The organism is Sinomonas sp. P47F7, from assembly GCF_049332655.1.
Taxonomy (GTDB): domain Bacteria; phylum Actinomycetota; class Actinomycetes; order Actinomycetales; family Micrococcaceae; genus Sinomonas.
Genome location: NZ_CP186327.1, coordinates 945,472 through 958,837, shown reverse-complemented (window position 1 = coordinate 958,837; position 13,366 = coordinate 945,472). Strand labels below are relative to the sequence as shown.

10 protein-coding genes are annotated in these 13,366 nt (G+C 66.6%); 5 read left to right on the top strand and 5 right to left on the bottom strand.

Annotated features, from left to right (window positions below; all coding sequences use genetic code 11):
* Position 1: 1 nt before the first annotated feature.
* Genes lipA through glpD form a run of 5 tightly spaced genes read right to left on the bottom strand, consistent with a single transcriptional unit; the run spans position 2 to position 6,704 of the window.
* Positions 2-1,045 carry a lipoyl synthase gene (gene lipA, locus ACOKR1_RS04655; protein ID WP_422935578.1) on the bottom strand — a complete coding sequence of 348 codons (1,044 nt, stop codon included), beginning with the start codon at positions 1,043-1,045 and terminating at the stop codon, positions 2-4.
* Positions 1,042-2,745: a glycerol-3-phosphate dehydrogenase/oxidase gene (locus ACOKR1_RS04650; protein ID WP_422936553.1), complete on the bottom strand. Its 1,704-nt coding sequence runs from the start codon at positions 2,743-2,745 to the stop codon at positions 1,042-1,044. The genes lipA and ACOKR1_RS04650 overlap by 4 nt, the downstream gene beginning before the upstream one ends.
* A gap of 7 nt (positions 2,746-2,752) precedes the next feature.
* Positions 2,753-3,544, bottom strand: coding sequence for a lipoyl protein ligase domain-containing protein (locus tag ACOKR1_RS04645; RefSeq protein ID WP_422935577.1), 792 nt, complete (start codon positions 3,542-3,544; stop codon positions 2,753-2,755).
* Positions 3,541-5,067, bottom strand: a complete 1,527-nt coding sequence (locus ACOKR1_RS04640) for an FGGY family carbohydrate kinase (protein ID WP_422935576.1) — start codon at positions 5,065-5,067, stop codon at positions 3,541-3,543. The genes ACOKR1_RS04645 and ACOKR1_RS04640 overlap by 4 nt, the downstream gene beginning before the upstream one ends.
* Complete coding sequence (gene glpD, locus ACOKR1_RS04635) at positions 5,064-6,704, bottom strand: glycerol-3-phosphate dehydrogenase (RefSeq protein ID WP_422935575.1); 1,641 nt, start codon at positions 6,702-6,704, stop codon at positions 5,064-5,066. Before glpD ends, ACOKR1_RS04640 begins: the two co-directional genes overlap by 4 nt.
* A gap of 196 nt (positions 6,705-6,900) precedes the next feature.
* Here glpD and ACOKR1_RS04630 point away from each other — a divergent pair, with 196 nt between their 5' ends.
* The 5 genes from ACOKR1_RS04630 (at position 6,901) to ACOKR1_RS04610 (ending at position 13,365) form a co-directional block, all read left to right on the top strand.
* Positions 6,901-7,908, top strand: a complete 1,008-nt coding sequence (locus ACOKR1_RS04630; protein ID WP_422935574.1) for a sugar-binding transcriptional regulator — start codon at positions 6,901-6,903, stop codon at positions 7,906-7,908.
* Positions 7,909-8,081: 173 nt separating this feature from the next.
* Entirely contained in the window at positions 8,082-9,326 is a 1,245-nt protein-coding gene (locus tag ACOKR1_RS04625) for an epoxide hydrolase family protein (protein WP_422935573.1), read from the top strand.
* 242 nt (positions 9,327-9,568) lie between these two features.
* The gene (locus ACOKR1_RS04620) at positions 9,569-10,693 is read left to right on the top strand and encodes a sugar ABC transporter substrate-binding protein (RefSeq protein WP_422935572.1); all 1,125 of its coding nucleotides are present in this window, start codon (positions 9,569-9,571) and stop codon (positions 10,691-10,693) included.
* An 84-nt stretch (positions 10,694-10,777) separates the two neighbouring features.
* Entirely contained in the window at positions 10,778-11,812 is a 1,035-nt protein-coding gene (locus ACOKR1_RS04615) for an ABC transporter permease (RefSeq protein ID WP_415853673.1), read from the top strand.
* Complete coding sequence (locus tag ACOKR1_RS04610; protein WP_422935571.1) at positions 11,809-13,365, top strand: sugar ABC transporter ATP-binding protein; 1,557 nt, start codon at positions 11,809-11,811, stop codon at positions 13,363-13,365. The genes ACOKR1_RS04615 and ACOKR1_RS04610 overlap by 4 nt, the downstream gene beginning before the upstream one ends.
* The last annotated feature ends 1 nt before the right edge of the window (position 13,366 follow it).

Sequence of the window (13,366 nt, the reverse complement as noted above, 5' to 3'; positions counted from 1 at the left end):
GCTACCTCCTGGAATGATCGACTGGGCTGGTGGATCGGCTGCTCTGACCGGCGAGGAGGGTCACGGCTTCCTGGCGCGTGGAGCCGGAGGACTCGATGTGCGCGAGCTGCGGCGGGATCTCCCAGCCCTTCTTGCGCATCGCCGTCGCCCAGAGCCTGCCGGCGCGGTACGAGGAGCGCACGAGTGGCCCGCTCATCACGCCGAGGAAGCCGATCTCCTCGGCCTCCTGGGAGAGCTCGACGAACTCCTGCGGCTTGACCCAGCGGTCCACCGGGTGATGCCGCTCCGAGGGGCGCAGGTACTGGGTGATGGTGATGAGGTCGCAGCCGGCCTCGTGCAGATCGCGCAGAGCCTGGGAGACTTCCTCACGGGTCTCGCCCATCCCGAGGATGAGGTTGGACTTCGTGACCATGCCCTGGTCGCGGCCCTGCGTGATGACATCGAGCGAGCGCCCGTAGCGGAACGCAGGCCGGATGCTCTTGAAAATGCGGGGAACGGTCTCGACGTTGTGCGCGAACACCTCAGGCTTGGCCTCGCAGATCGCGGTGATGTGCTCAGGCTTGCCGGAGAAGTCCGGGATGAGGATCTCGACGCCGGTGCCCGGGTTGAGCTCGTGGATCTTGCGGATGGTCTCCGCGTAGAGCCATGCCCCCTCGTCCTCGAGATCGTCGCGGGCGACCCCGGTCACGGTCGCGTACCGGAGAGACATGGACTGGACCGAGCGGGCCACCTTCGTGGGCTCGAAGCGGTCCAGCGGCGAGGGCTTGCCGGTGTCGATCTGGCAGAAGTCGCAGCGCCGCGTGCACTCGGAGCCGCCGATGAGGAAGGTCGCTTCCTTGTCCTCCCAGCATTCGAAGATGTTGGGGCAGCCGGCCTCCTCGCAGACCGTGTGCAGCCCCTCCTTCTTGACCTGGTTCTTGAGCTGGATGAACTCGGGGCCCATGTGGACCTTTGCCTTGATCCAGTCGGGCTTGCGCTCCACGGGCGTCGCGGCATTGCGCTGCTCGATGCGCAGCATTCGGCGCCCCTCGGGTGCGAGCGTCACAGGAGTGCTCCTTCGGGCTCGGCCCTCATGCGGTGGGCCGTCTGGAGGATGTGGAGGGCGTCCTCTGCCTCTTCCCGGGTCCGCTCGGGGTCCCAGCCCAAGTGCGCGGAAAGGACCTGGGCGATCTCCCGTGCGAGTTCGGCTGTGACAAGGCCGCGGAACGCGAGCGAGGTCCGGCGGACGAGCACATCGACTACGTGCCCGATGTGCTCGTGCTCCGCCATGTAGGCCAGCTCGCGTGTGCTCAGCTCGCGCGTGCTCTCGAGCAGGCTGTCGTCGCCAGCGCGCAGGAAGGCGACGACTTCGGCGGCGCGCGTTCCGTAGCGCTCGAACAGAGTCTCCGCCCGCGCGGCGTCCACGCCGCCGCCGAGCAGGCGCTTGAGCCAGGCCTGGCTGGCACGCTCCCCTTGCGGGAAACCGGCACCGCCGCCGATGGCCAGCTCGGCGGTGCTGCGGACGCGCGCCATCCCGAGCTCCTTGACCACCTCGTCCACGAGGTGCGCGGAGACCGCGCGGAAGGTGGTCCACTTCCCGCCCACGAGGCTCAGCCGGACCGGCTTTCCCCGGTGCGCCGTCCGCTCGATCCGGTAGTCCCGCGAGACGAAGCCGGGCGCAGTGTCGTCGTGCCGCGGGAGCGGCCTGACCCCGGCGAAGGTGTAGACCATCTGCTCCTCGCCAACCGAGACGTCGGGGAAGACGTGCCGGATGAGGCCGAAGAAATACGCGATCTCCTCATCCGTGCAGACGGGCGTGAGATCCTCGCCGGCATCGATGTCGGTCGTTCCCACGAGCACGCGGTCCCCGATCGGGTAGATCAGCACGATGCGCCCGTCGCTGTGCTCGAAGAAGAGCTCCCGCCCCCCGGTCGCGGCGAGCAGCTCCGGGGAATCCAGCACGATGTGGGATCCCTTCGTGCCGCCCATGAAATGCGTGGAGGCGCCGAGCGCTCCATTGGTCCGATCTGCCCAAGCCCCGGTCGCGTTCACCACGACGTCGGCGCGAACGGCGAATTCCTCCCCGGTGAGCTCGTCGCGCAGCAGCACGGCGCCGTCGTCGTCCATCCCCACGGCGCTGCAGTAGTTGGCCGCACGCGCATTCGATCCCCCGGCCTGGAGCCCGTCGCGCAAGACGTCGAGAGTGAGCCGTTCCGGGTTGTGCACCGAGGCGTCGAAGTAGGTGGCGGTGTACTTCACATCGTGGCGCAGGCTCGGAAGCTCCGCGAAGGAACGCTTGCGTCCCACGAACCGGTGCCGCGGGACAGTCCCTCCCTGACGGGAGAATGCATCGTAGAGCGCGAGCCCGACCTTGATGAGCAGCGCACCCCGTTCCTGCGGCTTGCCAGAGCGGTGCGTGAGGAAGCGCAGGGGCGCGTTCAACAGTCCCGAGAAGGTGCTGAAAACCGGGATCGTCGTCTGGAGGGGCTTGACATAGTGCGGGGCGATGCGCAGGAGCCGGTTGCGCTCGACGACGGACTCGCGCACGAGCCGGAACTCCCCGTTCTCCAGATACCGGATGCCGCCGTGGATCATGTGCGACGAGGCTCCCGAAGCTCCCTGGCAGAAGTCACCCCGCTCGACCAAGACGACATCCGCCCCCTGCAGTGCAAGGTCGCGGAACGTGCCGACGCCGTTGATCCCGCCTCCGATGATGAGCGCCTGAGCCCGGGGGCGGCGCCGGATGGCGTCGACGGCAGGGCGCATGGGGTGGTCACTGGACACGAGATCCTCCTGACGTTCCGATCGGCGCTGCGAGGGCCTCTCGAAGTGGCTGCGAGAATACGGGCGGGGCTGGGGAGCCCGCCCCGAGCGGAATGGTGCGGTACAGCTCTCCGACTAGGGCCTCCCGGACGTCGTCGAGTGCGGTCCCAGGCGCAGATTCGGCAACGCAGCCAACGGTCTCGGGATTGAAGTCAAGGTCGAGCATCTTGTACGCGCCGGCCAGCGCGCTACGAGCGCGTCCAGCCTCTTCGACCATCACCACCGCGCTGAACAGATAGCCATGCTTGGTGATCCGCTGCCCGGTGCCGGCGAGCTTTGCTCGACCGGAGTCGTTGACGCTGAACTCCCCCGCGCAGTACTCGCCGGGCACGGGACCGACCCTCGCGTCGATCCCGACGGCGCGCAGGGCCCGCGCGAGAGCGTCTCCGAAAAGCCCGAATCGCTCGCGGATGTGCGCGCGGGCGCCGAGGTGCGGCGCCCACAGGTGGACCACGAGGTCTCCCGGGCCGTAGGCCGCCAGATGGCCTCCGACAGGACGGATGATCGAGGAGAATCCCTGGGAGTCCATCCATGCCTCGGCGCGCGTGTACCCTTTGAGTCTCGAGTCACGCCGGCTGAACGCGGCGGTCGCCTCGGGCCGTGCGAGATTGAGCTCTCCGGGGCCGCCGGCCGCGAGGGAAGCCAGCTTTCCCCAGACGAGCTCCATGTCCGCGCTGCCGGACCTTGGACGGGGGTCTCGGACCACGGCCATGGGGCCGGCTCCGAAGGCCGCCTGCGTCATGCCTGCCCTCCCCTGAGGGGAATGTCCTCCGAGTGACGGCCGGTCACCGTCCTCACAGCCTCGCACCAGCCCGAGTACAGCTCTTCCCTCCTCCCCTCCGTCATGGTGGGTTCGAAGACCCTGTCCCCCTGCCATCCTGTGGACAGGTCCTCCTGCTTCCATAGTCCGACGCCCATTCCCGCGATATGGGCGATGCCGAGGGCGGTTCGCTCGAGCTCGGTCGGGCGTTGCACCGGGATGCCGAGGATGTCCGCCTGGAACTGGCACAGCAGATCGCTGCGGGCCGCGCCGCCGTCGACCTTGAGCTCTGGGACCGGAATGCCCGCGGCAGTGAGAACGTCGATGTTGTCCCGCGTCTGATAGGCCATCGCCTCGACGCCCGCCCGCACCACGTGCTCGGAGCCAGTCTCGAGAGTGAGCCCCACGATGCTCGCTTTCGCGTCCCGTGACCAGTGCGGCGCGCAGAGGCCCGCGAAGGCGGGAACAATATAGACGCCGCCCGAATCCGGCACCCGTCGTGCGACTGTCTCCGCGTCCTCGTCGGGCTGGAGGACCCCGAGGCGCTCGCGCATCCACTGCAGGGTCTGGCCGCAGTGGAACACCACGCCCTCGATCTCGTATGCCGTGGACCCCGCCGCGGTCCAGCCCACGCTTGCGGTCAGGCCGTCGAGAATGGCCGGTTGCTGACCGCTGTTCGCCGTCAGGACGCCGGCGGTTCCGTAGGTGTTCTTGACCGAGCCGGGCTCGAAGCAGGCCTGGCCGAACATGCCCGCCTGCTGGTCCCCCATGATCGCCATCACCGGAACGCTCGTGTTTCCTGGAAGGCCTACTTCTGCCGGACGCATCTCGCCGAAGCGCGAGTCCGAAGGAAGGGCCGGAGGCAGGAGGCGCTGCGGGATCGTGCAGGCCTCGGTGAGCTTCTCGTCCCAATCCAGAGTCTCGAGCGAGAAGAGGGCCGTCCTGGATGCTTCACTGTGGTCGGTGAAATGCGAGCGTCCGCCGGTCAGCTGCCAGAGGAGCCACGTGTCGACCGTGCCGGCGGCAAGCTCCCCGCGCTCTGCGCGCTCCCGCACTCCAGGCACGTTCTCGAGGATCCACGCGAGCTTGGCCGCAGTGAAGAACGAGTCGTTGAACAGGCCGGTCCTCTTCCTGAACTCGTCATCGAGTCCGTCGAGGCGCCAGCTCTCCACGATGGCGTCCGTCTGCTTGGACATCCACATGAGGGCGGGATGCACCGGCTCACCCGTCCTGCGGTCCCAGATGAGGCACGTCTCGCGGTGCGTGGTGATGCCGATCGCCGCGATGTCATCGGACGACGCGCCCGCCTTCGCCATGACGGCGTCCATGCTGAGGCGCTGAGCCTGCCACAGGGCCATCGGGTCCAGCTCCACCCAGCGGGGCTTCGGGAACAGCGGTGTGACGGGGTTCCGCGCCTCGGCGACAATCTCCCCTTCGAGGTCAACCAGCACGGCTCGGGCACTCGTGGATCCTTCGTCCAGTGCCATGACATATCGGGCGCTCATCGACGCGTGCCCTTGAGGGAGTCGGCCTTCCCCGATTCTGCCTGACCGGGGACCGCGAGCCGCGTGAGCCACTCGAAGTAGCCGGCGACTTCGGAAGCCTGCCGTTCCTCATCCCATCCGTGGCGCTTGCCCAGGATCGCTGCCGCGCGTTGGGCGACGGCGGTGCCATGGTCGGGCTCGAACGCCAGGAGCATGCGTCGGGCGAGCACGTCGGTGAGGGTCTTGGCGAACTCGTGGCGCATGGCGAAGACCAGTTCTGCCCCTATCGCCCCCGTCGCGGGATGGAGAACCTCCGCGAGCTCCTCGTCGCCGCCCGACTCCGCGAAGACATCGAGAGCCCTGCTGCCGTAGAGGTCGAGGAGGCGTGCTACCGTCTGCTCCGACAGGCCCTCGCCGAGGAGGTAGATCCGCGCCTCCTCCGCGGAGCCGGCGGCCCCGGGGAGAGGAAGCCTCGAGGTGACGCACTTGGGGCTCTGCCGGCCGAGGCGCTTAAAGGCGTCGTCGACCGCGTCCTCGGCAAGCTGGCGGTAGGTTGTCAGCTTCCCGCCCACGACCGTGATGAGGCCCGGCAAGTCGGGCGCGTGGTCGTGGAGCACATGGCTGCGCGGCACCTGCCACTCTTCGACGTCGGGCGCGTAGGGCAGTGGCCGGACGCCCGAGTAGGTGAACAGCACATCGTCCTGGGTCAGATGCGCCTCGGGAATCAGCTCGTTGACCTCGCCGAGAAGATAGGCCATCTCATCGGCATCGCACCGCGCCTCGCCCGGATCCTCCTCGAACCGGAGGTCGGTGGTCCCGATGAGATACCGGCCCATCCACGGAATGACTAGAACGAGCCGGCCGTCCTTCTTGGATTCGTAGTACACGACGTCATTCGGCGCCCCAGGGAAGGGATCCACCACGAGGTGGCTGCCCTTCGTGCCGCCATTGAGGCGGGGCTGCGGAGGCACCCCCCGGAGGAACACCCTGTCGATCCACGGGCCGGCCACGTTAAGGACAATTGGCGCTCGGACGTCGTGCGTCGTGCCGGAAAGCATGTCCTGAAAGCGGACGCCAACGACCCTTCCCCCGCTCAAGATGGGTTCTTCGACCCGGGCCTTGGTCCGGATCACCGCGCCAGCCCCCGCAGCGGCCACGGCGACCTCGACGCAGAGCCGCTCCGCATACTCGACCTGGCCGTCCGTGAAGACAACGGCGCCGCGAAGGCCCGAAGGCGCAATCCCGGGGAATCGGCGCAGGAGCGCGTCGCGGCCCAGGACCTCGTGGCCCTGGGTCTTCTTGTCGAAGGACAGCGCGTCGTAGACGAACATCCCAAGCTTGATGAGCCAGGCCGGACGGCGGCTATGCTCGTACATCGGCATGATCAGACGGAGCGGCTTCACGAGGTGAGGGGCGAGACGGAAGAGGCGTTCGCGTTCGCGGAGCGATTCGCGGACGAGGGCGAAATCGCGATGCTCGAGATAGCGAAGTCCACCGTGGACCAGACGACCGGACCAGGCCGAGACGCCGCTGCAGATATCATCCTGTTCCAGCAGGATGACTCGCAGTCCTCGGATCGCTGCGTCCCGCGCGATCCCAAGCCCATTGATGCCTGCTCCCACGACGATCAGGTCGAAGGGGGCGGTCAGCTCCTCCATTGCGGCTTCCCTCCTGCTGGAACATGCACTAGAATAAATATTTGTTTAGTGCATGGACATTTCGATAGACCTTTACGAGTCTCCGGGCCCCCGCATCCGATGTCAAGAGGTTCCCGGCACCCTTCACCTCGCGGCCTTGGCAAAGGCCTAGAATTTTCCCTCATACGCCCCACGGGCGGCAAAGGAGCTGATACTGATGGCGGATGTCGACGCCCAGCGTCTGATGATCAAGGTTGCACGGCTCTATCACACGCATGGCATGCGTCAGACGGACATCGCCAAGCGCCTGCAGATCTCCCAGTCGAGGGTTTCCAGACTGCTCGCTCAGGCCGAAGAGGCCTCGATCGTCCGCACGGTGGTGGCCGTCCCCCAGCACATCCATGCCGAGCTCGAAGACCAGGTCGAAGCCCGGTACGGGCTCAGCGAGGTTCACGTTGTCGATGCCGTCAGCCACGACGAGACGGAGCTGAGCAAGGATCTCGCCCATGCGATGGCCTCGCTCCTCTACGACCTCGCCTTCGAAGTCCGCACCGTGGCGTTCACCTCCTGGAGCAAGACGCTCAGGCTCATGGTCGATGCACTGCTGCCGCTGCGCACGCGCTGCGAGCGGGTCGTGGAGACGCTCGGCGATCTCGGGCCTCCCCGGCTGCAGCACGACGCCGCCCGCTCGACGCAGCAGTTCGCCGGCCTTACCGGCGGCGAGCCGGTCTTTCTCCGAACCCCCGGCGTCGTGCCCAGCCCCGAGATCAAGGAGCTCCTCCTCAGCCGGGATCCCTATGCGCGGGGCGCTCTCGAGCTGCTGGACTCGGTCGACCTCGCCCTCGTCGGCATCGCACCATCCGAGATGGATCCGGAGCTGCGTTCAGGGGAGAACTTCTTCACAGACGAGCAATACGAGCGAGTGCGCGAGCAGGGTGCCGTCGGTGAGGTCTGCCTGCACTTCCTCGACGCCGACGGAAATCCGATCGCCTCCGAGCTCGAGGACCTCGTAGTAGGCATCACCCTCGAACAGCTCAGGAACGCCCGGCATCGATGGGCTGTGGCCGGCGGCGAACGCAAGCACCGAGCGATCCGGGCCGCCGCTGCCGGCGGCTGGATCGACACCCTCGTCACGGACGCGGCCACGGCGAGATTCCTTCTCGAAGGCCCTCCTCCGCCCACCAAGCCCGCGCCCGCAGCCCCCGCCGCCACAACAACGCCCTGAGGCACATGTGCCCACGTCTGCGGCAGCGGGCGAGGCACATCGTGGCCTTCGCCGCGTTCCGATTGCCGTCTCGCGAGCTGTGGAACCTTGACACGCCTCAATCTCGGTTTCATCCTGTGAATGGTTACTTTAACCCCGCATATTTAATACACCCCACTTTACGGAGGCTGGGCATGGCGGCACAGGGCGACCGGGAGGTCCACCCGTTCACCATTTCAATTCCCGAAGAAGACCTCGCGGACATGAACGAGCGGCTTCGCCGAACTCGCTATCCCGTGGACTTCGCGAACGACGACTGGCGATATGGGTACAACAGCGCGTATCACAGGCAGCTCGTCGACTACTGGATCGAGGAGTACGACTGGCGGGACGTCGAGCGGCGCATGAACGAACTGCCGCATTTCAAGACGAACCTCATGGGTGTCCCGCTCCACTTCATCCACGTCGAGGGGAAGGGGCCGAACCCCATGCCCCTGCTCATCCACCACGGCTGGCCCTGGACCTTCTGGGACCTGCGCAAGGTGATCGGCCCGCTCTCGGACCCGGCCAGCTACGGCGGAGACCCGGCGGACGCCTTCGACGTCGTGCTCATCTCCCTGCCCGGCTACGGATTCTCCTCACCGCTGAGCGAACCCGGCTGGAACTGGTGGAGGACCGCCGACCTAGAGAATGCCCTCATGAAGGAAGTCCTCGGCTACGAGAAGTATGCGACGGCCGGTGGCGACTGGGGTGCGTTGGTGGCGCAGCAGCACGGGCACAGGTACGAGCAGGACGTCTTCGGCGTCTACACGCACTTCCCCGCCCAGATGAGCCACTACTTGGCCGACCACCCCGATGCCCCTCCTGGAGTGAAGTTCGACCCGTTCCTCGGCCTTCCCGACGCAAGCGAGTACAGCGACGCCGAGGAGAAGGGCTGGTTCGAGCGCGGCAAGCTCTTCGTCCAGAAGGAGAGCGGATACGGCGAGATCCAGCTGACGAAGCCACAGACGCTCGCCGCCCTCGTGGCAGACTCGCCCGCCGGACAGCTGGCCTGGATCACCGAGAAGCGCTACTTCTGGGGCCTCGAGGAGCGCGGCGAGGGCACCGAGGCCTTCGAGCGCGTGTGGCCCAAGGAGGACCTTGTGACGACCGCCGCGGTCTACTTCCTGACCAACACGGGCGGGACCTCGTCCCGCTACTACTGGGAGTGCCGGGGGAATCCGTGGAGGCCGAGCCACGATCGCTTCCCCGTCGTGGGCGCCCCCACCGCAGTGGGCATCTATCCGGGGGAGATCTACAAGCCGCCGCGGACCTGGACCGAGAAGTACTTCAATCTGCAGCAATACAGGGTGCATGACGAGGGCGGGCATTTCGCTCCGCTCGAAGTGCCGGACACGTACGTCGACGACGTGCGGACCTTCTTCCGCACCTTCCGCTGACCGCTGCACCGCCTGAAGGAGGAGCCTGCCAGGCAGGCTCCTCCTTCAGGCTGCGAGGGCAGTTCCGGAGCACGGCCAGACGCGCGCTTCTTGCGTCATCCTCAAGCCGCCGCTCACGGTCTCTTGACAGGCTCTGGTGACGTAGACCACACTCGGAGAATCCAAATGCAGCCTGCGAATGAATATTCAGCACCGCTAGCCTGCGGCTGCCTCCCGGGCCATCTTTCACGAAGGAGTATCTGATGCCCCTCAGCAACACTGTCCGACGGCGTGCGGCAGCGGCCGTTGCAGCCGCTGCGCTGCTGGCCATGACGGCGTGCACGTCGACGACGGCCGCCGCCCAGAAGACGCTTGACAAGAAGGACATCGTCCTTGTCGCCTCGGTGATCAACACGACCAACCCCTACATGGCCTCGATGATCCAGGGCGCACAGGCTCTGTCGAAGAAGCTCGACGTCCCGCTCCAGATCGTCGACTCCGAGGGAAGCTCGCAGACCGAGATCTCCAAGATCCAGGCGATCCTCGCCCAGGGCAAGAAGGTCGCGCTGATGGTCAACACGGTCGCGAGCTCGGACGCGCCGCCGATCGTGAACGCGGTCAAGGCCGCCGGGGGCTACGTGACCATCTGGTGGAACAAGCCGGACAACTACGAGCCGTGGAACGTCGGGGACAACTTCGTCGCCTTCCAGAAGCACTCCGGCGTCGAGAGCGGTGAGTGCACCGCCAAGGCCCTCGCGGACAGCATCGGCGGCAAGGGCAACGTCATTGCCCTCGCAGGCGTGCAGGACAGCACCACGAGCCAGACCCGCGTGGCCGGCCTCAAGGAGGGTCTCAAGGCCTATCCGAACGTCCACCTGCTCGACACGCAGCCGGCGAACTGGGATCCGCAGCAGGGCCTTCAGGTGACGCAGAACCTGCTCGCGAAGTACGGCAACCAGATCAACGGCGTCTGGGCGGCGGACGACGGGATGACGATCGGCGCGATCCAGGCCATGCAGAATGCCGGGCGCATCAACGACGTCAAGTTCACGTCGGACGGGCTCTACCCGCCGATCATCGACGACATGCAGAAGCACCTGGGGAACGACGCCATTGCCGGCGAGACGTTCCACCGCGGCTTCATGGCGGCGGCAATCGGCCTGTACACCGCGTACCAGGCGGCGACCGGGGCCATCAAGCCCTCGGAGCTGCCGCATGAGAAGCGCGACAGCCTCTTCAAGATCAGCTGCGTCACCCCGCAGAACCTGACCGACTTCACGAAGTACGACAACAACATCGATGGCTGGATCGACGACCTGCTCAAGAACGGGCCCTGGGACACCCAGCCCGTCCCGCTGGTCGGCGGTGGGCCCGAGAAGCTTCCGTAACCGCAGTTCGCGGAAGGCGGCGGCTGCCGCCGTCGGACTCCGACGCAGCAGCCGCCGCCTTAAGGAACCAGACAGGTGATACCAATGACAGACAAGGAACGTGGGATGGTCCTCCTCGAGCCCAAGCCCATGGAAAAGCGCCCGGCAGCCCGACGCCATCGCCGATTCGAGCCCAAGAGCCTCGGAGAGGCGGCGGCCCTCCTCGTGCTGATCCTGGTGTTCGCTGTGCTCAACCCCGGCTCCTTCCTCACACCGCAGAACGCCCAGACCGTTCTGGATCACGCCGCCCTGCCCCTCCTCATCGGCGTCGGGTCTACGCTCGTGATCCTGACCGGATCGATCGACCTCTCGGTCGAGGGCATCATGGGAACTGCAGGGATGACCTTCGTCCTCCTGTCGGCCAACAGCCGCGGTGGTGCCGATCTGGGATTCTGGGCCATCCCGGTCGCATTGGCGGTAGGCATGGGCATCGGCCTTGCGAACGGCCTCATCCACACCCGTCTCAAGGTGCCCTCCTTCATCGTCACGCTCGGCATGTGGTTCGTCGGACTCGGTATCGCGACGGTCCTTTTCGGACAGTCCTCGATCCCGTTCCTCGCCGACTCAAGCCTCAAGTCCTGGCCGACCAGCCTCACCTTGGGCCTGCCGAACTCCTTCCTCCTGGCGGCCATCCTCGTCCTCGCGGGCATCGGCGTCACCAGGTTCACGCGTCTGGGCCGCTTTGCCTATGCGATCGGCGACAGCGAGGAGATCGCAGGCGGCAACGGCATCCCCGTCGCCAGGTACAAGATCTACGTCTTCGTCGCCGCCGGAGCCTGCAGCGCGGCCGCGGGCATCCTCGCGAGCCTCCAGCTCGGCGCTGGCTCCGCGACAGTCGGAACGGGGAACCTCTTCGTCACGATCGCCGCGGTCGTCATCGGCGGCACTTCCCTCGGCGGCGGCAAGGGCGGCGTCCTCCGGACTGCGATCGGCGTCATGCTCCTCACCGTCCTGAACAACGGGCTCATCCTCAGCGGAGTCAGCCCCAATATCCAGTCCGCGGTCTCGGGAGCCGTCCTGATCGTGGCGGTCCTCGCCGCTTCTTGGCCCCACCGCAGCAGATTGAGGATCGTGAAATGACGAACGCAGACCTGGCCCCGTCCGTTGGGCTCGAAAGCCCAGCGCTCAGGCTCACCAACATCTCGAAGTCCTTCGGCCCGATACAGGCCGTCAAGAACATCTCGCTCGAGATCCCGCGCCACGAGGTCGTCGGCCTCATCGGCGAGAACGGCGCCGGCAAGTCGACGCTCCTGAAGATCCTCACTGGCCTCTACCAGCCGGACTCCGGGGTCATCGAAGCCGGAGGGCGCCCGTTGAAGTTCCGCAGGCCGCAGGACGCGGTCGCGGCCGGCATCGGCGTCGTGCACCAGGAGCAGTCGCTCCTGACGAACCTCTCGGTGGCAGAGAACATCGCGATGAATGCCATTTCGTCGAAGGACACCGCCACGAAATACGGCATATACCATTGGAGCCGCCTCAATCAAGAAGCCTCCCAAGTGCTTGCCCGGATCGGTTCCGCGATCGACCCCCGGACGATCGTCGGCGACCTCTCCTTCGTGGACCGTCAGATGGTGGAGATCGCAAGGGCCCTCCGGGTCGACGAAGCCGTTCACGCGACGCCCCTCGTGATCCTCGACGAGCCCACGTCGGTCCTCGAGCGCAACGAGACCGCGGTCCTCGAGAGGGAAATCCGCAACCTGAAGAAGATCGGCTCGGTTCTCTTCGTCTCCCACCGCCTCGACGAGGTCCTCAGGATCTGTGACCGGGTGATCGTCATGAGGCACGGGCAGGTCGTCGCAGACCGCCGGAGGGAGTCCGTGACGGAGGATGAGCTCTTCAAGCTCATGATCGGACATGAGTCCCGTCCGCAGAGCCGCCCAGCCGGCCGAGGTTCAGGGCAGGCCGGCGAGCGCGCACTCGAAGTGACTGGGCTCCAGCGGAAGGGCAGCTTCAAAGAGGTCTCGTTCTCGGTCGCCCCGGGGCGCTGCGTCGCGATCGTCGGTGCGATCGGTTCGGGCCGCGAATCGCTCTGCCGCGCCATATTCGGAGCCGAGCCCTTCGATTCGGGCTCGGTCGAGGTCGGCGGACGCCCGGTGAGTTCGTGGTCCATGAGAAAGGCTGTGCAATCCGGCCTCGCGTACATCCCCTCCGAGCGAAAGGTGGAGGGGATGATCGGAGGCCTGAGCGGGGCCGAGAACCTGACGCTCGTGCACCCAGGCAAGTCGGCTTGGGGGCCTTTCCTCAAGCGCCGCGCTCGCGCCAAGGCTGCCGCGAAATGGTTCGACAGGCTGGACGTCCGTCCTCGCGACCCCATGCTGCACCTGGGCAGGTTCTCGGGAGGCAACCAGCAGAAGGTCGTCCTCGCCAAGTGGCTCACCTCTGACAATCTCAAGGTCCTGATCCTCGACCACCCCTTGCGCGGGCTGGACCCGGGTGCCTCGCAGACCGTGAACGAGCAGATCCGGGCCGCTCAGGAAGCCGGCACCGCCGTCGTCCTCCTTCCAGACACCCTCGAAGAGGCGCTCGAGATGGGCGACCACATCCTCGTGATGCGCGACGGCGAGATCACGGCGCGGTTCGACCTCGCCGTCGACTCTCCGACATCCCTCGACCTGCTCGAAAAGATGGTGTGAC